The organism is Staphylococcus coagulans (assembly GCF_022557135.1).
GTDB lineage: Bacteria > Bacillota > Bacilli > Staphylococcales > Staphylococcaceae > Staphylococcus > Staphylococcus coagulans.
In genome coordinates this window covers 815,420-838,132 of sequence record NZ_CP092966.1, presented here as the reverse complement: position 1 = coordinate 838,132, position 22,713 = coordinate 815,420, and the positions used below count along the sequence as shown (strand labels likewise).

Sequence of the window (22,713 nt, the reverse complement as noted above, 5' to 3'; positions counted from 1 at the left end):
TAAAATCAAATCGATTTCTGTCCCACACCTTTTACAAGTTCTATTCTAACGTATGGCTCATATTATCTATAAATCGCCAATGTTAACCACTATCAGCAGCCAATGCCTTTATTGCTCACGATTTTGTTGTTGAATTGCCGCCTCAATAAATGATTTGAAAATTGGTTGCGGACGATTAGGTCTTGATAAAAATTCTGGGTGGAATTGGCAAGCAATAAAAAATGGATGATTTTCAAGCTCTACCATTTCAACTAAACGACCATCTGGGCTTGTTCCAGAAAATATCATACCCGCTTCTTCAAGTTGTGCTCTAAATTCATTATTAAATTCATAGCGATGACGATGGCGTTCTTCTACGGATGTTTGTCCGTAAATCTCATTCGCTAATGACCCTTCTTTGATGCTACAAGGGTATAAACCTAAGCGCAATGTTCCGCCTAAATCCTCAATATCTTTTTGTTCAGGTAATAAGTCAATTACCGGATAAGGCGTATTCGGGTCAAGTTCTGTTGAATGCGCATCTTTTAAGCCGACAACATGACGTGCGTACTCAACTGTTGCGAGTTGCATCCCTAAACAAATGCCGAAGAATGGAATTTGTTGTTCGCGCGCGTATTTAATCGCTGAAATTTTACCTTCACTTGCACGGAAGCCAAAGCCACCTGGTACAAGAATACCGTCAACATCACTTAAGTAGTCAGCCGCATTTTCATCAGTGACTTCACTAGAGTCAATCCAGCGAATATCAATATCTTTCATAAACGGATAACCTGCATGTTTGAGAGATTCAACAACAGATAAATAAGCATCTTGTAATGCCACATATTTCCCTACTAAAGCAATTGTTACTTTTCCTTCTAAATGATTAACAACTTGAATGAGGTGATTCCATTCATCTAATTGTGTATCACGTTGCGCCTCTAATCCTAAACGTTCAATCACAAGATCATCCATATTTTGATGGCTTAACTGCAATGGAATTTCATAAAGGGATTCAGCATCTCGACATTCAATGACACTTTCTTTATCAATATCACAGAACAAAGCGATTTTATCTTTTAACTCTTGTCCCATTTCATACTCAGTACGTACAACAATAAGATCAGGTTGGATACCTAAACCACGTAATTCTTTAACACTATGTTGTGTCGGTTTCGTTTTCATCTCACCAGCCGCTTTAATGTATGGAAGTAATGTACAGTGTACATACATCACATTTTCGCGCCCTAAATCACTTTTGATTTGACGAATCGCCTCAATGAATGGCAGTGACTCAATGTCCCCTGTTGTCCCACCAATCTCTGTAATGACAACGTCTGCATTTGTACTTTCACCAGCAAGCAGCAAACGTGACTTAATTTCATTTGTAATATGCGGAATCACTTGCACGGTTCCACCAAGATAATCACCACGACGCTCTTTTTGTAAGACATGTGAATACACTTTTCCTGCTGTGACGTTAGAATATTGATTTAAATTAATATCAATAAAACGTTCATAATGGCCTAAATCTAAATCCGTTTCAGCCCCATCATCTGTTACGAATACTTCACCATGCTGATAAGGGCTCATCGTACCCGGATCCACGTTTAAATAAGGGTCAAATTTTTGTATCGTTACTTTTAATCCTCTATCTTTAAGTAATCGACCCAGTGAAGCTGCTGTAATCCCTTTACCTAACGAAGAAACTACACCGCCAGTCACAAATATAAATTTTGTCATTTTTTTATTTCCTCCTCATTGATCATCAGAAATGCTTTCCAAATATTAGGGGATGGATCTGAATATAAAATGTTTAGTTTGATTAAAAACATCTTAACCCTAATCATTCATATGAAATTAAAAAAAGTTCCCACTCACAATGGTATTATTGTAAGGGGAACCTCAACGTTTACTTATATTAAATGCCCAACTTAATACTTAAGTTTTAGACATTAACGTCTCATTTATTTATCTGTCCTAATTAAAGGAGCCCGAATAAAATTTTATCACTTTGACATAAAAAGTCAATCATCTTTCTTGCAAAAATGAGTGAATTAAAATTCTTCTTCGTCCTCTTCTTCTTCATCCTCATCATCGTATGTTTCATCGATTTCATCTTCGTCATCTTCAACAACTAAATCAGAGTCTTCAATCTCATCTTCTACACGTTCATCTTCAGGGTCAGCAAGACCTTCTTGATCATCAGTATGATTTGGAATATTAATATCACCTTCAGGATCGTCTTCACCCAATAATGTAAGGTTTTTATCTTCTTCATCATCTTCATCAAGAATATCGAATTTTTGAATTGTTGGCGCAATTTTTTCTTCAATGTCATCTACTGAATACCAGTCACGTAGGCCCCAAATATTATCACCGACGCTTAAAAAACGACCGTCTGTATTCAAATCAGTATAAAATTGAACGATACGATCTTCAATCTGATCGTCTTCGTAATGTCCGATACGTTTAAATTCATCAATAATATCATACAAATTCATTGTTTGATTTTGTTCACTCAAAAACGTATAGGCCATATCAATAAATGATTTTTCATCCACCATCTCTTGTGTATAATCTTGTAATTTCATCAGCATATCTTCCTTTCAAAGGTTCGCATTTCTAATTATTCAATGACTCAAACACTTTCTTTCATCTTTAAAGGAAATCGCGTATCGTTGCCGTTCTCCCTTTTAACTCCTTAGTGTCAAAACAGTTGCACATTCATTGCAACATTGGTGTTTTAACACTGACATTAACAAAAGTAAATTATAAATCACTCAACGTCATTTCGCAATATGTTCAATCATATTTTCCATGACTTCATTCTTATATCTTCTTTATTGTCATTTTACGCAACTAGAAAACAGTCATCATTAAGACTTGAAGTATGAATTTTCAACAGCGAATCGTATACTTTTAATTCATGAACATGGCGTTAATTCACAGCGCTTAAATATTAATAGTTAATATACTTTTCTAACGTAGTATAATCTTCTGTTGATAGCGTTTCAACAAAATTACTTTTCTCAAACAAAGTTTTTAATTGATGATTTGGACCAAATAATGTGATTTCGATAACCTTAATCTTTTGATTTTGTTTACGAACATATGTCGCTAATTGACGTAATGCACTTTGCGCAATACCTGTGTCTCGATATGCATCATTTACGTATAGTGCACGTATGATTAATCTTTGATCAAACTGTTCAATCGCAATAAAACCTACTTTTTGATGATCAAGAATAAGATCAACCACCTCGATTGTGCCTTCTTCAGATGATACGCTCTGTTTTAGATTTAACGATGATACATATTTAGAGTCTAAATCTAAATAGTACAGACGTTCTTTACCAATAGGTCCCTCTTCTTTCGTAGCCGTATGGATAAAACCTGCACGTTCATAAACATTCCAAGCCGCCTCATTCTCTGCATCAACCACTAAATATAAATGGTTGAAATCTGGAAAAATGGATTGGACATATTCTGGCAACGTCATCATCATTTTAGTACCATAACCATGGCCTTGATATGCTTCATTGATAGATAATGAACGCACATAAATGACTTCTTTAGGTGTATCGTAGCCTTCATGCTGATAACGTTGGTGTAATACAAAGAAACCAATCACTTCATTTTGATCATTTAAGACGATATTTGCTTCTCTATTTTTATCTTCTAATGCATCATCTAAAACTTCTTTGGGTAAAGAAGAATAGATTCGTTGACGTTCACTTAATTGAAAATGGTAGAGTGCATCTCGGTATTGCTCTTCATATAATTGTATAGTAATATCATCAAAGCGCTTACTTTTTTTGGTCATTTTTTACCATCCCTTTACATTTTCCTAATACTTATGTTGACACAATTAGTAACGTTCAAACAAGTTTTTAGAGAGAATGTGATTTAAAAATAACGAAAGCCAGTGTGTTACTTTGGATAGATTTACCGCTGTTGGAACGTTATTTCGTTTAAATGTTGATAGGGCATTAAAATGACAAGATTACAAGGATAACTGCTGTTTTATTGGGTTTAAATCTAACTTCTCTCAATAAAGATTTTCTATGTAAAAGGTGAAGCAATCTGTCAACGCTTGGTTTCACGTTCGCAAAATTTGAAAGGGGATATTATGGGAAATCATAAAAGTACTAAAGAAAAAAATCGGAATATTGTGTATATTGTTTCTTTCACAATTATTTTGATTCTCACATTACTTGCAGCCATCTTTCCAAAGATATTTGGTGCATATGCACAGCATACATATGATATATTGGCACTTAATTTTGGTTGGCTATTTCTAATTATCGTATTTGTTTTAGATGTGTTTTTAATCTTTTTAGCTATTTCAAGATATGGCCGATTTAAATTAGGTCGCGATGATGAAGAACCTGAATTTTCATTTATTTCATGGATTGGTATGTTGTTCTCAGCAGGTTTAGGTGTAGGTATCGTCTTTTGGGGTGTAGCAGAACCATTAACGCATTATTTGCACTCTCCATTTCCAAAAGCAGTTAAAGGTCAGACTGTTGAATCAGCTCGACTGGCCATGGGGTATACCTTCTTCCACTGGGGCATCTCACAATGGTCTATCTTTGCGATGAGCGGTTTAATTGTTGCTTATTTCCAATTTCGTAAAAGTCGAGATGGCTTAATTTCTACTGCAATGGAACCTGTTTTCGGTGAGACGTACCGACGCCCTTTCCGAAATATTATTGATATTTTAGCGATTATTGCGACCGTAATGGGGATTGCAACATCCATTGGACTGGGTATACTACAAATTGCAGGTGGCCTTAATCACGTTTTCAAAGTACCTAATACATCATTAACTTTAATTTTAATTACATTATTGATGTCGATTATTTTTCTTGGTTCAGCTTTGACAGGCATCAATCGTGGTGTGAAGTGGTTAAGTAATCTAAATATTATTGTTGGTGCAATCTTGCTCTTGTTTATTTTTATTTTTGGTGATTTACGCTTTATTGTCGAAACTTTTACGGTTTCAATTGGGGATTATATCTCTCACTTTGTGCAATATAGCTTAAGAATGGACCCGTATTCTGGGGATAATACTTGGATTCAGAAATGGACAGTTTTCTACTGGGCATGGGTTATATCTTGGTCTCCTTTTATTGGCGGCTTCGTCGCACGTGTATCAAGAGGACGTACAATTCGAGAATTTGTTATCGGTGTACTTATCATTCCACCTTGTATTTCATTCGCATGGATTTCAGGATTTGGAGGCACGGCAATTAACTGGGCACTCCACCACAATGATGGTATTGAAAAAATAGTAGATAAAGATTATACAGTCGCGTTATTTGAATTATTGAGTAAGTTTCCTTTACATGAGGTGACAAGCGCATTGGCTATCATTCTTATTTTTACATTTATTGTTACGAGTGCCGACTCGACAACACATATCGTATCAGGAATGGCAACAGGCGGTGTAGAAAATCCTAAACGTAAACATAAATTGGTCTGGGGCATTTTAATCGGTGCAATCTCTGTTTCTCTAACCGTTGCAGGCGGCTTAACAAGTCTACAAACTGCATCAGTTGTTACAGGATTACCTTTTTCGATTATTTTGTTTCTCATGATTTTTTCATTGATGAATGCATTACGTCGTGAACCAACTAAATATTTCAAAATGACACACATTGATGATGATAAAGATTTTTCAAGAACAATAGAAGATCGGGAACGCGATCATGAAATGTAATCAAAATTTACTTTAATGAAGCCAATTTCATTTGTGCATGCGACACTACCGGACGATGTTGGGAATATGCTCCCAACTTCGTCCTTTTTATTGCTTGCACTCTAATTTGTTTTAAAATTAAACTTTGAATTAACGCTTGTAATTTTGTCATTATCGTATAGTATATATTGGTGATAAACAATAATTCGAGGTGACAAATCATGCGTATTGGCATAGATGCTGGCGGTACTTTGATAAAAATTGCAATAGAAAATGAGGGCGAACGATCATTTAAGGTCTATCAGACAACAGAACTAGAAACCGTTGCTGAATGGTTGAATCAACAACCTTGCCAGGATATACATATTACAGGAGGAAACGCGAAAACATTAAGTGAGCGTTTAACATGTAATGCGCAAACATATATCGAATTTGACGCTGCGGCTCGAGGGGTTCAGATTTTCTTAGAAGAACAAGATATTCATATTGATCGATACATTTTCACAAATGTAGGGACTGGCACATCACTTCATTTAACAGATGGCTTAGAACAGGAACGCGTAGGTGGCATAGGTACAGGAGGTGGCATGATCCAAGGGTTGGGTTACCTCCTCACTGGTATTACTGAATATGCTACACTAACGAATCTCGCATTAAAAGGGAATCGTGACATTATCGACTTGAAAGTGAAGCATATTTATAAAAATGATACCCCTCCTATTTCTGGAGAACTCACTGCTGCTAATTTTGGTCATGTCTTATTAAATATCGATCAAAACTTCACAGATGCCGATAAACTTGCTTCCGTTATCGGTGTCGTTGGTGAAAGTATTACAACTGTAGCCATTCATGTCGCAAGAGAACATCAAGTGAAAGATGTGGTCTATATTGGTTCATCATTTCATGATAATCCACTCTTACAACAAGTGGTCACTGATTATACAGTATTGAGAGGTTTCAACCCTCACTATTTAAAAAATGGTGCCTTTTCTGGCGCATTAGGCACATTATACTTATCTCATTAATTCATTTAAAAAACGCAGATTAGAAAACCACCGTGATACATGGCTTCTAATCTGCGTTTGTTGATTAATAGGTCAAAAATGATAATGATCTATGCCTTTAAAAAGTTAATTCATTCGCAAGTTTCTGCGCCGAAACAATCGTACCTACTACTCCTGGTTTGACATCAATGGCTACATATCGATTATCATCACGTAGCTCATCTAACCATTCCGCAAAAACTTCTCCTTCTACATCAATCAATTCAAAGGTCTCAAAATCTTCTTCTGCGACTTTTTCCGCACGTTTATTTAAACTCCATACTGGCATAAAGTGCGATTGATCAAAATTATCGTTCTCATCGTATACAATCATAAATTGTTTGTTGTCTTTTTGACTTAAGCCGTACACCGTGTCACTTTTAGCAACATCTTGTACAAATTCACGGATACGAATGTTATCTAAATCAGTCATCAAGTCACTGACCACTTCGATAATTCGAATCTCATGGCCTTGCGCACGGTCTGTCACATTGACGAGTGCTTCATCTTCTTCATCAAACATATCATCAAGTTCATAAGTCGCAAACTGATCAATATCCATCGCTTTAATTTTGTCATAGACCACATCGGATGTTTCTAAGTAGGTTTTCGCTAAAGATTCACGTGTCCAAAAACAAAATAATGGCTTCCCATTATGACTATGCTTAATAATCTTTTTATCTTTAACAGCGATGAAAAACTGTTCATTGGTTAATATATCTTTATAAAAGCGTTCGTTTTTGTAAGACATGACTCTGCTCCTTTTTCTCAACTCAAAATGTAACTCGAATACAAGTCTCGCACTTCTATCCGGTCATCAAACTTGATTTGATTTCTCTATATAACCAATATATCATACATCAAAGTAGAATTGTTTATAGCCCAGCCATTTCTATAAATTGTTGCTCATATGCTTGAATGTCTGCTTCACTATCAGCATGCCAAATACATGCAAATCTTGAATTGACATGCTGATCTTCATACCAATCTCCATCGTAATAGGATAAAGGATATAAAACACCTTGCTCTACAAAGGAATAAATGGCATTAAAGAACCGTTCATTATCTCCATTTGCAAAGTAACTATAAAATTTGTGATGCTTTCCTGTTAATTGTGGTTCTAGTAAGAGCATACTTGTTGAACCATTTTGTCGGAAGTTTAAATCTATTGCATAGACATCGCCTTCAGCATCAACAAGAATATCGAATCCTGCAATACCGATAAATCCTTGAGAAACACCATTTTCCATTATTTTCCGGCCTGCTTCAATTACTTTTTCAGGTACCTCTAAAGCATTCACATTTCCATTGTAAAAACCATATTCATTTGTTAATTGTTTTGCTGCACCGACGTATATAATGCCCTCAACAGGATGCCAAGCGTACTGCACACAATAGTTATCCACAGCTTCAATACATTGCTCAATGATCAGCGTTTTCGTCGCTTCTTGTGCTTTTTCCACACGCGCAATCGCTTCGTTTAATTCTTGCTCGTTATAACATATCATCACACCATACCCTCCAGCAGTAGGCAAATCATCCCCAGGCTTTATTACAACTGGAAGTGACCAAGACTGAATGGCTGTCTTAAAATTTTCATATGTTACGATTTCGCGTTTGGGTAAAAACTGATTCTGAGTCCATTTTGGAATTAAGGACTTATTATTCAACTCAACAAATAACTTTTTATCCATAGCATAGTGTGCTGCATCAACAATCGAGTCGTCATGAACATATTGAAAATAAATCTGACGTTCTTCGATAGTTGCCAAACGTTTAAGTGCACCTTCATAACTCTCTTGGTCTCTAAATGTGATGACATTGTCCGGTATGGATCGTCCAATCATTTGAAAAAGCTGTGTTAATTTATGCGTGACACTAGCCTCATGAACGATGACTGGTAAATTGGCAATCAACAACTCTCTCCCAGTTAAAAAGTTGGATTGATGTTCATCTGGTTCTAACCAAGGATTGGAAACATAAGAAGGTCTAGAAGTATAGACCACATTTGTTTCATAGATATCACCCATTGTTAAGCGGGGTGCGTGTTTATTTTGTACCGTCATTTATAACTTCTCCCTTTTAATTTGATGCTCCTTTTGAATTGTATCTAAGAGATTTCTATCTTGAATTAATGTAGCCCCCATTAATGCAATGATCTTTGCACCTCTAATCAGCGCCTTATCTCCCATTGGACTTGCAGCAGCTTCTCTAAATCGATGGGTATGCCCCACCAAGCTTCTTGGTCCAATTTTGACATGTGGGTGTATCGTTGGTACAACATGGCTGACATTCCCCGTGTCTGTTGAACCATACCCAAAATCATCATGACTTACCTCTTCCCCTAGTTCTGTTGCATATTGTTCAAATAACAGATCGAGTTTTGGTGATTTCACAAACTCATTGACGCCATTTTGAATAGGCTCAAACTCGAAATCACAACCCGTTTGTATCGCTGCCCCTTTTGCAATATCATGAACACGTCCAGTTAGCACATCCAGTTCCTTTCGTGTGGTCGCACGCGTATAAAAACGTGCATGTGTGAAATCTGGAATAATATTCGCGGCCTTGCCACCATCTAATATTACACCATGGACGCGTTCAGTCTTTTTAATATGTTGACGAATTTGAGCGACACCATTAAAAAAACTAATCATTGCATCTAAAGCATTTCGTGCCTCATAAGCATTCTCTGAAGCATGCGCACTTTTACCATAAAATTTAATATCTAGTACATCTACCGCAAGGGTGTGATTGGTTGGGTATGTTTCATTGCCTGGATGTACCATTAACGCAACATCTACATCGTCAAATATGCCTTCTTTAACATAACTCGCTTTGGCACTTCCATTTTCACCACCTTCTTCAGCTGGACAACCGAAGATGACGACTTTCCCTCCAATTTCATCGACGACCTGCTTGAGTGCTGTACCTGCTAAGACACTCGTTGTACCGATAATATTATGGCCACAGGCATGACCTAATCCCGGAAGTGCATCATATTCAGCAAGATAGCTGATTGTAGGCCCTTCTTTTGAGGATTCATATGTCGCTATAAATCCTGTTGAATGACCAGCGATGTCGCGTTCGACTTCGAAACCGCACTCAATTAAATGATCAATGAGCAATCTCGAAGCGAATAACTCTTCATTTCCAATCTCAGGTCTTTCATGAATTTGATGACTCATATCAATGTATTTCAATCTGTTGTTATCTATATAATCTAAAATCCGTTGTCTCACTGACACCAAATTAAAACTCCTTCCAAAACAAAAAAAGTTATCATCCTATACTATCAACACATATGTTTTCAAGTGTGGTTGATGTACGCCGGTGATAACATCTTTGTCGTTTTTATCTTTCAGTCCATTATAGGCTGTTGGATTTAGCACCTTTATCGCTTTACGATGAGGTTGCAGGGCTTCGTAGGGCCAATTCCCTCCACCACTCTTGATAAATATTTATTAAATTTGTACTTATTTTATCGGATTTAGGACAATTTGTCATGTGTTTTTTACAGATAAATCAAAAATTTCTATCTTATTTTTTGTATAACTGAGTAATCAGCTCAGTTTTTTACTTTCAATCATACTAAATTGTGTTAAAATGAAATTACACATGAAGGAGGTTTGTACAAATGCCAAAAATGAACGTTGAAAGTTTTAACTTGGATCACACTAAAGTGGTTGCGCCTTATATTCGCTTGGCTGGTAAAATGAAAGGGATTAACGGAGATGAAATTTATAAATATGACATTCGTTTTAAGCAGCCGAATAAAGCGCACATGGACATGCCTGGATTGCATTCTCTAGAGCATTTGATGGCCGAGAATATTAGAAACCATACAGATAAAGTGGTTGATTTAAGTCCTATGGGTTGCCAAACTGGTTTTTATGTTTCTTTTATCAATCATGATGATTATGACGATGTATTAAATATTATTGAAAAAACAATACAAGATGTACTTGATGCGAAAGAAGTTCCTGCTTGCAATGAATTACAATGTGGCTGGGCTGCTTCACATTCTTTAGAGGGCGCTCAAGCAATTGCACAATCATTTTTAGATAAACGTGAACAATGGCATGATGTTTTTGGAACAGGTGCACACGTTTAAATATAATGTAAACTTTTAAAATAGGATGACGATGTAAAAATAATGATAAGTCACTTTGACTGAACAAAAGGCATTTCAAATTGTGTGTGATTCACAACTTGAAATGCCTTTTTAAAGTTTACAATTATAATTTTTTAATGAGATACATGAAAATGAATTGAAGCGGTAGTCTACCATATCTTGCCGTATCTGATAATTCTCTATTACCAAGTGGCAATCGACGCCGTGCCATATAAATATTTGCTGGAAAAACTGATAATAAGAAAAAGTTAATCCAACGTTTTAATGCGTCAGATGGACGCGCCAAAAGTAGCTTTATACCTATCCATATTTCGCATACGCCTGTGACTAGTACAGCAGCCTTTCTGAATGGTAAATAATGAGGTACGATATTTCTGAATCGACGCTCTCTCGTAAAATGTAAAACGCCAATAATCAAAAATCCAATACCTATTAATATGCGACCTACTTTTTTCATCTCAACACCCTTTATTCAGTAATGATTGTATGGATTAATTTCGGCTGTGATGCTTGCTCTAAGATTGTAATATTATCATACAATTTTTCTTTTACTGCTTCAACATCTTGTGTATTCGCATGAATCGTTAATAGAGATTCTCCTTCTTCAACATAATCACCTATTTTTTTATTCAAAACGAGACCTACAGCAAGATCAATCTCATCCTCTTTCGTTTGGCGTCCTGCCCCTAACATCATGGATGCGATACCGATTTCATTTGCAATCATTTCTGCAACAACACCAGCTTGTTTCGCAGGTAATTCGAATTGATATTGTGCTGTTGGCAATTGTGATGGATCATCAACGATACTTGCATCGCCACCTTGATTACTTAAAAACGTTTTGAATTTCTCTAACGCTTTACCGTTTTCAATGACTTCTTTTAACATTTCACGTGCTTCTTCTAAATTGTTCGCTTTTTGAGCTAATACGACCATTTGTGAACCGAGTGTCAAAACAAGTTCAGTTAAATCTTCTGGCCCTTCACCTTTTAACGTATCAATCGCTTCTTTTAATTCTAAAGCATTCCCGATTGCAAAACCTAGAGGTTGACTCATATCAGAAATGATTGCCATTGTTTGGCGTCCCACCTGATTTCCAATTTTAACCATCGCATGTGCTAAAGCTTCTGCATCTTCCACTGTTTTCATAAAGGCACCATTACCTGTTTTAACATCAAGTACAATCGCATCCGCACCCGCAGCAATCTTCTTACTCATAATTGAAGATGCAATTAAAGGAATTGAGTTCACTGTACCTGTAACGTCACGTAAAGCATAGATTTTTTTATCAGCTGGTGTCAGATTACCTGTTTGACCTATTACAGCGACATGATCTTCATTCACGAGTCGTACAAATTCTTCTTCCGATATTTCAACATGGAATCCTTTAACCGATTCTAATTTATCTATCGTACCGCCTGTATGACCTAAACCACGTCCACTCATCTTAGCTACAGGGACATCTAACGCAGCAACTAACGGTGCCAATACAAGTGTCGTTGTATCACCTACCCCTCCAGTTGAATGCTTGTCCACTTTGACTCCTTTTATATTTGAAAGATCAATTTGATCTCCAGATGCGACCATTGCCATCGTTAAATCCGCACGCTCTTCATCCGTCATATCTTGAAAGAAAATCGCCATCGCTAAACTCGACATTTGATAATCAGGAATCTCCCCATTTGTGTAACCGTTTACAAAAAATTGTATTTCTTCCTTTGTAAGCACATGTCCATCGCGTTTCTTTGCAATAATATCTACCATTCTCATGGTCATTCCTCATTTCTATATGGATTTTTATTTTTTACAATATGTTTGAATTCACCTTTATTATAAACCAAAATCTATCTATTGGTAAAACCAAATCATTATAGAGATACGGACTTAAATAGACTTATCAAAGAAGCGACAACATGCGGTCCAATCGTTGATGTACCTATTACACTTCTCTTTGTTAATATGTTTTATCGACTTTTCATTATAGTTCTGTTATCTTTAAAATGATATAAGATATTAAGGAGATGTTTTAAATGACACAACAAGGCACACCACACATTCAACCTAATGGTACTAAAATTGCAAAAACTGTACTTATGCCTGGTGATCCATTACGTGCTAAATTCATTGCAGAAAACTACTTAGAAAATGTTGAACAATTCAATGAAGTACGTAATATGTTTGGCTATACAGGTACATATAAAGGAAAAGAAATTTCTGTAATGGGCTCAGGAATGGGTATCCCAAGTATCGGTATTTATTCTTATGAACTTTACAATTTCTTCGATGTAGACACGATTATTCGTATTGGTTCTTGTGGTGCAATGCAAGAAGATATTCACTTGTACGACATCATTATTGCACAAGGTGCTTCAACAAACTCTAATTATGTTGATCAGTTCCAAATTCCAGGACATTTTGCACCGTTAGCTGATTTTGATCTCGTTGTGAAAGCTAAAGAAAAAGCAGATGCTCTTGGTGCGCGTGCACACGTAGGTAATATCCTTTCATCTGATACATTTTATAACGCAAATCCAGATTTCAATCAAAAATGGATTGAAATGGGTATTCTCGGTGTAGAAATGGAATCAGCAGGTCTCTATTTAAATGCAACAAAAGCGGGTAAAAAAGCTCTGGGTGTATTTACAGTGAGTGACCATTTATTACGTGATGAAGCAACAACTGCCGAAGAGCGTCAAAATTCATTTACACAAATGATGGAAGTTGCTTTAGAAATCGCTGAATAATTTGATTTAATAAATGAGAAGTTGGGGCAGAAAAATTTGAAGACCTTGCCTTCGTGAACTGCTTGCTTAGGTGCTGAAGTCTCAACTCAATTTGGCTTAATTAAAGCAAAAACACAATAATAAAGCACTTCAAAAATCGTTTAACTGATTTTTGAGGTGCTTTATTTGTATACTGAAACTCAATTGTCCCAGTCTGTTTATTTAATATCATCTCAATCAACGAGACCATTTTATTTGTTTTTAGCTATAAAAAAAGATTGCTCATATTCATTTGCTTTTGCCCAGTGTGTTTTCCACATTTTATCACGGTTGTTCGCAAACAATTGATAACCTAAATTGCGTAAAGGTTTGGGGACAAGCCATAATAGAATAGCTAACCACTTATAACGATCGAGTGTATAGATGAGTTTGGCTATTGCTGTCGATTGAAATGTCAAATCATCGCCCTCTTGCAAAACAACGCTGTTATACTCAAGCACTTCAGGACGTGATTTTTGTAATGCTTCTCCTGCTTTACTTTTTAGTGGAACGAACTGATAATTTCTAGGCAAACCATTTCGAATGAGCCAAATTGCATAATTGTAACAATAAACACAATGATCATCGTAATAAATAATTGGCATATAATCACCTCTTGTCTTAAATATACCCACTTTTATATTTTCATATCAAATAATAAAAAAGGCTCATATTCAAAGTTTTAAATACATTTCCATTCGAATCAGAAAAAAGGTGATATCATTGACCCTATTGTCAAATTCAATCACCTTTTATCTCTACAATATTAAACATAGATGCACCATAACATAAAGCGATGCACTGTTATGCATTTATTGTTTAACTTGAATAATACGTGCATACTTCAAAAATTGAGAAGTATATGTATTTTTTACTTCTTGCGGTGTCATATAAGTCACCCCAATGATATGCCAATTCGGATTAAAACGATAGAATGACGTATTTTCAGTACTCCATTTAACCATATTACCATTCTTATTATAGCGTGGAAGCGTGACTTCATGACCTTCTAACACGTTAATATAGGTTTGGAAAATGTCAGCGTCAATACGTTCAAATTGGTCAATTACTAAAAATTGACGATCCGTCTTAGGCATCAATTCTGTAATAAACCCTTCTCTATAATATAATGCGCCCGCTTCATTTGGTAAGTAGCGCCCATACAACATTTCTTCAGAGAAATCAGGGTGGCCAACTGTGATGACTGATGTCGCATTGGCTTTCTCAACGAGTAATTTCGCAGCATTCAACCCTTCTTCCTTTTGTTCTGCAAGTAATAAAATAAATGGCTTTAATTCTTGATTTTCAGTATCTTGATGCCCAGAAACCGCTTCAAATTGCCCTTTTAAGCCATCATTTTCACTCATTTCCATAATGGCATTAAACTGTGTCGGCGTTAAACTCGCAATCGCTTGCTTAGAATTTTCTTGTAAAAAGTACAAGTTCTTAAGTTTTTGGTGTTTATTTAACGTCATCAAACTAACTGGATTGATATCTTCAATATATCGAATTTCAATCGCTGTACTATTCGTCCGACCTTGCTCTGGTGGGCGTGTATGAATATGGTGTGCCACTTCAGCACGTCCAATGACAGATTGGTTAGAATTGCGATTATAAATGATGATTTGGTCGCCTATTTCTAATTGCGTATAATGATGATAACCATTTCTTTTTATACCGTTACGTGTATGCGTATAAATTGTGTAGGTTTCATCTGGCTCAAACGCCTCTGTTTCAGACATAAAGAAAAATCTAGGAATAGAAATCTCGCCAGTCCCTAGTCCTTTGATTAATTCGAATTCATCGTATGAAATCTTATTAAAAAGAATTTCTTTCATATTATTCATTCGAAATTCTAATGATTCACTTCTTTTAAGATAATCTGATGTGAGTCGCTTGAAAGGTTCGTTAAATTTGAACTCTACATGTGTTTTGTTTTGTGCACCTGTCTTAACCCGAGTAATTTCACCCCATCCAAGTAATCCTGCATCTGTTTGTACTTGGTAAAAAATCACACGGTCACCGACTTGTGCTTGTTTGAACGCACGAAACCCTTGTGTTGGATTAAATTGTGCCCCTGACTCAAATACTGTTTTTTGTCCAACTAATGGCTCATTATGATTCCATCTATTGTATCCGCAATTCAGCCAAAAATAATTAATCTCTGCAGCCATAGTATCATTGTATCTCCTTTTAAAAAAATTATATCTTATCCTTTAATCCAGCAATGTTTTGTATTTATTATATTACTTTTCATTGAGTGTTCATCCATTGCATTAGACCGACTGCAACTGGAAGTAAATTAATGAGTACCCCGCCAACCTTTAACATTGGACTGATTGCACGATTAGGCAAAGTCCAAAGTGTGGCGATGATACCGATTATTCCGATTAACACTGGAAATACAATGGAAGGAAAGATAGGCACTTGAAAAAATATAGTCGCTCCAGATAAAATACCGCAAACTAAAGCGATATATAAACCCCATTTCATGTCATTCTCCTCTTCTTATACATAACTAATAATTAGTGAAAATTCACCTTCAAACACGTTATCCAAATCTTCTGCAGTCAATATAAAATGGTTCCCCTTTTTTATATCGTAAATTTCACCATCTGTAATGAGCTGCCCTTGTCCTTCCAGTACAGAGACCAAAACAAATTCTCTCGGCTTCATATAGTTCAATGTGCCTTGTATTTGCCAATGTGTCACAGTAAAAAATGAATTTTGCACAAACGTTGTGCACTTATGATTTTCAATCACTTCAGTTTGTGGTATTACATTAGGACTTTCTTCACTAATTTGAATGACATCTTTACTTTTTTCAAGATGTAAAGGTCTTTTATTACCGTTTTTATCTTGTCTGTCATAATCATAGATTCGATAAGTCGTATCAGAAGACTGTTGTGTTTCTAAAATCATAATACCTGCACCTATGCCATGGACAGTACCAGCCGGCACAAAGAAAAAGTCACCTTTGTGGACAGGAACTCGTCTGAACAAATGTTCAAAATCATGTTGATTTATCATTTCATTGAGTTCTTCATGAGATTGCGCATTTGTACCATATATAATTTCTGCGCCTGGTTTTGCATCTAATATATACCAGCATTCTGTTTTGCCGTATTCTCCGTTTTCATGCTCATAAGCATACGTATCATCAGGATGAACTTGAACTGATAATTTCTGTTCAGCATCCAAAATCTTAGTTAATAGCGGAAACTTTTTTGTAGGAAATTCCCCAAACAGTTTAGGTTGATTTTCCCATACTTCATCTAATGTTTGTCCTTTAAATGGACCGTTTAATATCCGATTCGCACCATGTGGATGAGCTGAGATTCCCCATACCTCACCAGTATGGTCACTCGGTAAATCATAACCAAATTGTGCGAGATTTGTTCCACCCCAAATTCTTTCCTGAAAAACAGGTTCAAGTAATAATGGCACTGGGAACCACCTCTCAATCTTTCATATTATGCTCTTTTTATATGTATGTTAGATTTCCTCTGTACCATCGTAACTCAGTGAAATGGCACAATAATCTTACATAATTGTATCATATCTCCTATAAATGTGCTTTAGTAATTAGAAAATCAAACCATCTCACTTCATGGATACCTGAGCCACTTTGCATCTTTTAAACTGCTATAATGACCTAATTTGTTTCTACTATATAATTTTCAACTAATGTTTGACGGATTTCGACTAAGTGATGGGTCATTAATTTAGCCGCCTTTTTTTCTTGTCGCTTTTTGATTGCTTCTAAGATGACACTATGTTCTTCCAATAATTTCTCCATCGTTTTTTGGCGGCTATAAATATAAATATGACGTGTGCCTTTCATCGTCTGCTGAATGAGATCCGATATATTATTTAGCAACTCATACAACAATGCATTATGAGAGGCTTTAGCAATAGCAAGATGAAATTTTAAATCAGCTTCCTCACCTGATTGATGACATTGTATCGCATTGACCATTTCTTCTAATGCAGCTTCCATTGCTTGTATATCTTCATCTGTGTGCCGTAATGCGGCATATTGTGCTGTCGCAACTTCTACCGATTCACGCAATTCTAATATGTCGCGTACGCGCGCTTTTGTAAGTGTATGGGAAAGAAAATCAAATAACTGTGGCTGTTTTTGTTTTACGAACGTCCCATAACCATGCTTAATATCTACGAGTCCTATCATTCTGAGTGCATTCAGTGCCTCACGCATCGAAGCGTTACTCACACCATAGGCTTCAGCAAGCTTTTGTATTGAAGGCAATCGTTGCCCAACTTCTAAAGTTCCTTCTTCAATTTGCTGAATCAATACATCTGCAATTTGCTCATATTTCTTTTGATTCGTGATTTTCATAGCTTTTCCCCTCGCCCTCATCTCATATCTTATCAAACTTTAGCTGTCATCTCTGTATTAAAAACAACTATTTTTATGTTAATTTTTATTTACTGATAAAATCGTTTAAATTAAGACCATTTTTATTTTCAAATAAGAAAGATTTTGATAATGTGGATTATATGTGAAAGGAGTGCTCACTATTGGTAAAATTCACAAAGCTGTTTTGGCATAATACAAAAAATCAAAAACTAAAACTATTTGCCACATCATTTATTGGTTTTGCAATATTGTTATTGTTGGCTATTCTCGTAATGTCACCGTTTAATTTATTACTTCAAGCTTGGCAGATATCTATTTTAACGGGTCAACAAAGTATGACAAAATTAATTTTCATGATGATTGGTGCCATCATTCTGACAATCTGTATTTTCTCGATGGTACTCTTCCCAATCTATACAGGACTTGTACGTGTCATACGCCACTCTGTTTTAGATTCAGCGCAAATGCAATGGAAAGATTTAGTGCGCTCATTTAAAAAAGGCATTTGGGGTAAAAGTGTGATTCTAGGTCTAATGAGTATTTTATTCATTATACTGACAGTGGTCATCTATGGTCTCGTTAATGCAGGTGTTTCATATCTTGTACAACAACTCTTTAATGCCATTAGTGCTAATGACATCAGTCAAGGCTGGTTACAATTCATCATTAGTATCTTAATTGTATTATCTTCATTTATTTTAAGTATCTTCGTTTGGTTCACGGTGGTATACGTTACAAACCTTGCTACATCCTTAACTGAAGATGCTTCAAGAAGTGTTAAAGTACATCTAAAAGAAGCATGGTACGGTATTAAAAATGGTCATAAAACATTTTTACGTTTCTTCATTGGCATTTTATTACTTAATTTGATATTTATTATTATTAATCAACCTATTAATTACTTGATTCAACAAAATCTCGCACATATTTCACAAGATATCGCTTATTATTTAATGATTATATTCAATATTATCTTTTTAATTATTCGATATCTCATTTACTTACTCATTATCGGTACAATTATTCAATATTTTGTACGTAGAGGACAAAAAGAAGTGAAATAAGCTAAAAGCCAGTCTGTTAGGAAAATCTTCCACCTCAGACTGGCTTTTATTTATTTTAATAGTTGTGTTTCTAAAAATTGCGCCGCGCCATCATGATTATGGTCGAACTCAGTTTCATATTGCGTCAATGCTTTAATCTCCGTGCTGGCATTTTTCATCGCAACCGTTACACCACCAACTTTAAACATCGCACGATCATTATCACTATCTCCAATAACAAGTGTTTCAGAAAGTTGAATATTAAAATGACGACACATCTCTTCTATTCCTGTCCCTTTATTAATATGGTATGCCATTGTTTCTACATTGTTAGGTGTTGAATTAGAAACTTCAATGTTTAATTTTGACTGCTGTGCGACCATTTTTTCTCTAAAACTTTTAATTTTGTTTAGATCAGAATGAAATAAATATATTTTTGAAAAACCAAGTTGCGTCGGTATCGTATCACGCCAAGTTAACTTCTCTCTTATTGCTTCGTGTCTTGATAACCATTCACTTTCATTTACAGTGGCAGGCTTGTCACCTTTAACTAAGCTTAACATCCAACTTTGATCTTCATTCAGGGCAAATCGCGGCTCATCAAATGGAAAGACCTCATAATAGATTCCATCTTGTTGCGCTTCCGTCACAATTTGACGTACCGCTTCAAGACTAAGATCGTGTTCAAATAATACGTGTTCATCAATATGTCCTAATGTTCCATTAGATGAGATGATACCATCAAACTGAAGATTTTCTGGTATAAGTAAATGAATCTCTTCGTAAGCTCGTCCTGTCGCTAAAAACACCTTATATCCTTCAGTTCTAAGACGACCAATGACTGAAGCTGTCTTTTCAGACGCTCTGTTATTTTGATGAAGAATTGTACCATCCATATCTAAAAATATCGCTTTTATATTTTGCATGATCGCATTTCCTTTCATTCATTGATTATTCCTTTATTGTGTCATCAAATGAACACTTACGCAACACGATACACACTTATTTTCTTACAAACTGTAACCTTTTATGACAAAATGAAGTTAAACTAAAAAATGCGTAAGATACGAAGCCTATTTGCTTGTACCTTACGCTATTTATGAACAAACTGAGAATATTACTCCACAGTCACAGATTTCGCTAAATTACGTGGTTTATCAACATCTAAATCACGATGTAATGCAGCGTAATAAGAAATCAATTGTAGAGAAACAACTGAAACGAGTGGTGTTAACAACTCGTGGACATGAGGAATCACATATGTGTCTCCGTCTTTTTCAAGTCCTTCCATAGAAATAATACATGGATGTGCACCACGAGCGACAACTTCTTTCACGTTACCACGGATTGAGAGATTTACACCTTCTTGTGTAGCAAGTGCAAAGACTGGTGTACCGTCTTCGATGAGTGCAATTGTACCATGTTTCAACTCTCCACCTGCAAAACCTTCTGCTTGAATATATGAGATTTCTTTTAGTTTTAAAGCACCTTCTAAACTTACATTGTAATCAATTGTACGTCCAATAAAGAATGCATTACGTGTTGTTTCTAAGAAATCTTTTGCAATTTGTTCCATTTGTGGCGCATCATCGACCACTGTTTCGATTGCAGTAGTGACTTTCGCTAATTCACGCAATAAATCGATATTCGGATCGATGCCGCGTGCTTGTGCAACGACGTGTGACATAATTGATAAAACTGCAATTTGTGCTGTATATGCTTTAGTAGAAGCAACGGCAATCTCAGGCCCCGCATGAAGTAATAATGTATGATCTGCTTCACGAGAAAGTGTGGAGCCAGCTACGTTTGTTATTGTTAATGAACGATGACCAAGTTTTGTTGTTTCAACTAATACAGCACGACTATCAGCTGTTTCACCTGATTGAGATATATAAATAAATAATGGATTTTCTGACAATAATGGAATATTGTAAACAAATTCTGAAGCAACATGAACTTCAGTAGGAATACCTGCCCATTTTTCAATAAATACTTTACCTACTAATCCTGCATGATAACTTGTACCTGCAGCAATGATATAAATACGATCTGCTGCTTTAACATCTTCAACGATTTCAGGATCAATGTTTAAATTACCTTGTTCGTCTTGATATTCTTGGATAATACGACGCATAACTGCAGGTTGCTCATGAATTTCTTTCAACATGTAGTGGTCGTATACACCTTTCTCAGCATCAGAGGCATCAATTTCAGCAATGTAACTTTCACGATCGATAACTTGACCCTCTAAATTTTTAATGACAACTTCTTCACGTTTAACGATTACAATCTCTTGGTCTTTTAATTCTTTGTATTCACTTGTTACTTGAATCATTGCAAGTGAATCAGATGCTATCACGTTAAAGTCTTCGCCAATTCCAACAAGTAACGGTGATTTGTTTTTAGCAACATAGATTGTCTCACCATCTTCAGAATCTAATAAACCTAGTGCATATGAACCGTGTAATAGAGAAACCACTTTTGTAAATGCGTCTTCAGTAGATAAACCTGTTTCAGCAAAATGTTCAATCAATTGAACAATAACTTCAGTATCTGTTTCTGAAACAAATTGAACATTAGGAATATATTCTTCTCTAAGTTCTTCATAATTTTCAATCACACCATTGTGTACGAGTGTGTATCTACCACTTGTAGATTGATGTGGGTGAGAATTTTCATAACTTGGCACCCCATGTGTTGCCCATCTTGTATGACCAATTCCCGTAGATCCATCATGATCATTGTCTGCTTCTTTACGTAACTCAGCAATTCGGCCTTGTGCTTTTGTTACAGTGACTTCGTTTTCATCACGAATTGCAATACCTGCTGAGTCATATCCACGGTATTCGAGTTTCTCTAACCCTTTTAATAAAATTTCTTTCGCATTTTGATAGCCAATATAGCCAACAATTCCACACATAAATAAATTCCTCCACACTGAAATAACGGTGCTGCGCATCATTTTTTACACTTTTTGCATTCTGCTATAATGCAACAAAATGTGAACAAATGACTCCAGCATCGCATTCTATTTTATTGAATTGGTTTAGCGATCTTACTAACTTTGTCCAATAGGTTACCCTAATGATTTAATTAATAAGCTAACGAATGAGCCACATCCGGGATAGCATCCGCCGATCATATTCGATCACTATCCTCCTCGTCCACAAATCTCCAGCATGTATCTATGAGATGCTCTGCTTTAGCATATCGGTCGACAATACATGCTTTCAATTTGCGCTGGCGCTTTATAAACTGTTTCAACCTCTACCCTCCTTCTTGCAATATAGTCTATTGTACAATGAGTGAAACTTTTATTGCAAATAAAAGTATAAATGCTATAAAAGCAATAATGCCTAAGTTTTATCTATGTTTTTAACGTTTATCACTAAAATATTTATAAGTTATTTTAATTATAATCTTTTGTATTGCTATATTAAAATAACAATCCTTTTTTAGACTCAATATCCAAAATTTAAAGTATTCATCATCTAAAATGTCGTTAATTTTCACTTAAATCGGCCAGTCTCTCGATGGTATTTTGTGTATAGTTTGATGATGTAATTGCAAAAATCGAGTAGGAGAATAGCCATTAATTGACTATTCGTCCTCTCACACCACCGAGCGTACGGTTCCGTACTCGGCGCTTCAATATCTTGCGTAAGC

General features: G+C 35.7%; 20 protein-coding genes and 1 riboswitch. Of the genes, 5 read left to right on the top strand and 15 right to left on the bottom strand.

The genetic code is table 11. The features are described 5' to 3' along the window. Positions 1-108 precede the first annotated feature (108 nt). The 3 genes from KM149_RS03750 to KM149_RS03740 all read right to left on the bottom strand — a co-directional run bounded on the left by KM149_RS03750 (position 109) and on the right by KM149_RS03740 (position 3,805). Positions 109-1,722: a CTP synthase gene (locus KM149_RS03750; protein ID WP_060829582.1), complete on the bottom strand. Its 1,614-nt coding sequence runs from the start codon at positions 1,720-1,722 to the stop codon at positions 109-111. 314 nt (positions 1,723-2,036) lie between these two features. Continuing rightward, on the bottom strand, positions 2,037-2,573 hold the full coding sequence (rpoE, locus tag KM149_RS03745) for a DNA-directed RNA polymerase subunit delta (protein WP_050330360.1): 537 nt from the start codon (positions 2,571-2,573) through the stop codon (positions 2,037-2,039). Positions 2,574-2,941: 368 nt separating this feature from the next. Further along, positions 2,942-3,805, bottom strand: a complete 864-nt coding sequence (locus KM149_RS03740) for a GNAT family N-acetyltransferase (RefSeq protein ID WP_182280585.1) — start codon at positions 3,803-3,805, stop codon at positions 2,942-2,944. Between the two features lie 306 nt (positions 3,806-4,111). Between KM149_RS03740 and KM149_RS03735 the strand changes: the two genes are divergently transcribed. Both KM149_RS03735 and coaW read left to right on the top strand, forming a co-directional pair. Further along, positions 4,112-5,704 carry a BCCT family transporter gene (locus KM149_RS03735; RefSeq protein WP_050330356.1) on the top strand — a complete coding sequence of 531 codons (1,593 nt, stop codon included), beginning with the start codon at positions 4,112-4,114 and terminating at the stop codon, positions 5,702-5,704. A gap of 200 nt (positions 5,705-5,904) precedes the next feature. Next, on the top strand, positions 5,905-6,708 hold the full coding sequence (gene coaW, locus KM149_RS03730) for a type II pantothenate kinase (protein ID WP_050345344.1): 804 nt from the start codon (positions 5,905-5,907) through the stop codon (positions 6,706-6,708). A gap of 97 nt (positions 6,709-6,805) precedes the next feature. Here coaW and KM149_RS03725 read toward each other — a convergent pair whose 3' ends face one another. From KM149_RS03725 to KM149_RS03715, 3 genes are all read right to left on the bottom strand, one after another. Then, the gene (locus KM149_RS03725; RefSeq protein WP_182280587.1) at positions 6,806-7,477 is read right to left on the bottom strand and encodes a DUF2750 domain-containing protein; all 672 of its coding nucleotides are present in this window, start codon (positions 7,475-7,477) and stop codon (positions 6,806-6,808) included. 124 nt (positions 7,478-7,601) lie between these two features. Next, the gene (ldmS, locus tag KM149_RS03720) at positions 7,602-8,792 is read right to left on the bottom strand and encodes an L-aspartate--L-methionine ligase LdmS (RefSeq protein WP_241415527.1); all 1,191 of its coding nucleotides are present in this window, start codon (positions 8,790-8,792) and stop codon (positions 7,602-7,604) included. After that, entirely contained in the window at positions 8,793-9,974 is a 1,182-nt protein-coding gene (locus KM149_RS03715; protein ID WP_182280589.1) for a M20 family metallopeptidase, read from the bottom strand. A 103-nt stretch (positions 9,975-10,077) separates the two neighbouring features. After that, positions 10,078-10,186: riboswitch (SAM riboswitch) on the bottom strand. A gap of 177 nt (positions 10,187-10,363) precedes the next feature. Here KM149_RS03715 and KM149_RS03710 point away from each other — a divergent pair. Next, positions 10,364-10,840: an S-ribosylhomocysteine lyase gene (locus KM149_RS03710; protein WP_182360889.1), complete on the top strand. Its 477-nt coding sequence runs from the start codon at positions 10,364-10,366 to the stop codon at positions 10,838-10,840. Between the two features lie 124 nt (positions 10,841-10,964). On the opposite strand, the gene KM149_RS03705 is transcribed toward KM149_RS03710, so the two are convergent. After that, positions 10,965-11,318: a DoxX family protein gene (locus KM149_RS03705; RefSeq protein ID WP_060829580.1), complete on the bottom strand. Its 354-nt coding sequence runs from the start codon at positions 11,316-11,318 to the stop codon at positions 10,965-10,967. 11 nt (positions 11,319-11,329) lie between these two features. Continuing rightward, positions 11,330-12,631: a pyrimidine-nucleoside phosphorylase gene (locus KM149_RS03700; protein ID WP_165545858.1), complete on the bottom strand. Its 1,302-nt coding sequence runs from the start codon at positions 12,629-12,631 to the stop codon at positions 11,330-11,332. 260 nt (positions 12,632-12,891) lie between these two features. On the opposite strand from KM149_RS03700, the gene deoD reads away from it, so the two are divergent. Then, positions 12,892-13,605 (top strand): purine-nucleoside phosphorylase, encoded by a 714-nt coding sequence (gene deoD / locus KM149_RS03695; protein ID WP_050330344.1) that lies wholly within the window; start codon positions 12,892-12,894, stop codon positions 13,603-13,605. A 230-nt stretch (positions 13,606-13,835) separates the two neighbouring features. Here the strand turns inward: deoD and KM149_RS03690 are convergent, their stop codons facing one another. The 5 genes from KM149_RS03690 to KM149_RS03670 form a co-directional block, all read right to left on the bottom strand. Beyond that, entirely contained in the window at positions 13,836-14,228 is a 393-nt protein-coding gene (locus KM149_RS03690) for a thiol-disulfide oxidoreductase DCC family protein (RefSeq protein ID WP_050330342.1), read from the bottom strand. A gap of 207 nt (positions 14,229-14,435) precedes the next feature. Further along, complete coding sequence (locus tag KM149_RS03685) at positions 14,436-15,797, bottom strand: EVE domain-containing protein (RefSeq protein ID WP_214972185.1); 1,362 nt, start codon at positions 15,795-15,797, stop codon at positions 14,436-14,438. Between the two features lie 79 nt (positions 15,798-15,876). After that, positions 15,877-16,116, bottom strand: coding sequence for a hypothetical protein (locus KM149_RS03680; protein WP_050330339.1), 240 nt, complete (start codon positions 16,114-16,116; stop codon positions 15,877-15,879). A gap of 15 nt (positions 16,117-16,131) precedes the next feature. Further along, positions 16,132-17,070, bottom strand: coding sequence for a mannose-6-phosphate isomerase, class I (gene manA / locus KM149_RS03675; protein WP_050330336.1), 939 nt, complete (start codon positions 17,068-17,070; stop codon positions 16,132-16,134). Between the two features lie 208 nt (positions 17,071-17,278). After that, the gene (locus KM149_RS03670) at positions 17,279-17,983 is read right to left on the bottom strand and encodes a FadR/GntR family transcriptional regulator (RefSeq protein ID WP_103356621.1); all 705 of its coding nucleotides are present in this window, start codon (positions 17,981-17,983) and stop codon (positions 17,279-17,281) included. A gap of 182 nt (positions 17,984-18,165) precedes the next feature. On the opposite strand from KM149_RS03670, the gene KM149_RS03665 reads away from it, so the two are divergent. After that, positions 18,166-19,068 (top strand): lytic transglycosylase, encoded by a 903-nt coding sequence (locus tag KM149_RS03665; protein WP_214972183.1) that lies wholly within the window; start codon positions 18,166-18,168, stop codon positions 19,066-19,068. Positions 19,069-19,118: 50 nt separating this feature from the next. Here KM149_RS03665 and KM149_RS03660 read toward each other — a convergent pair whose 3' ends face one another. Together KM149_RS03660 and glmS are read right to left on the bottom strand one after the other, a co-directional pair. Then, positions 19,119-19,973 (bottom strand): Cof-type HAD-IIB family hydrolase, encoded by an 855-nt coding sequence (locus KM149_RS03660; protein WP_182280595.1) that lies wholly within the window; start codon positions 19,971-19,973, stop codon positions 19,119-19,121. Positions 19,974-20,164: 191 nt separating this feature from the next. Continuing rightward, complete coding sequence (glmS, locus tag KM149_RS03655; protein WP_214972179.1) at positions 20,165-21,967, bottom strand: glutamine--fructose-6-phosphate transaminase (isomerizing); 1,803 nt, start codon at positions 21,965-21,967, stop codon at positions 20,165-20,167. Positions 21,968-22,713: the final 746 nt, after the last annotated feature.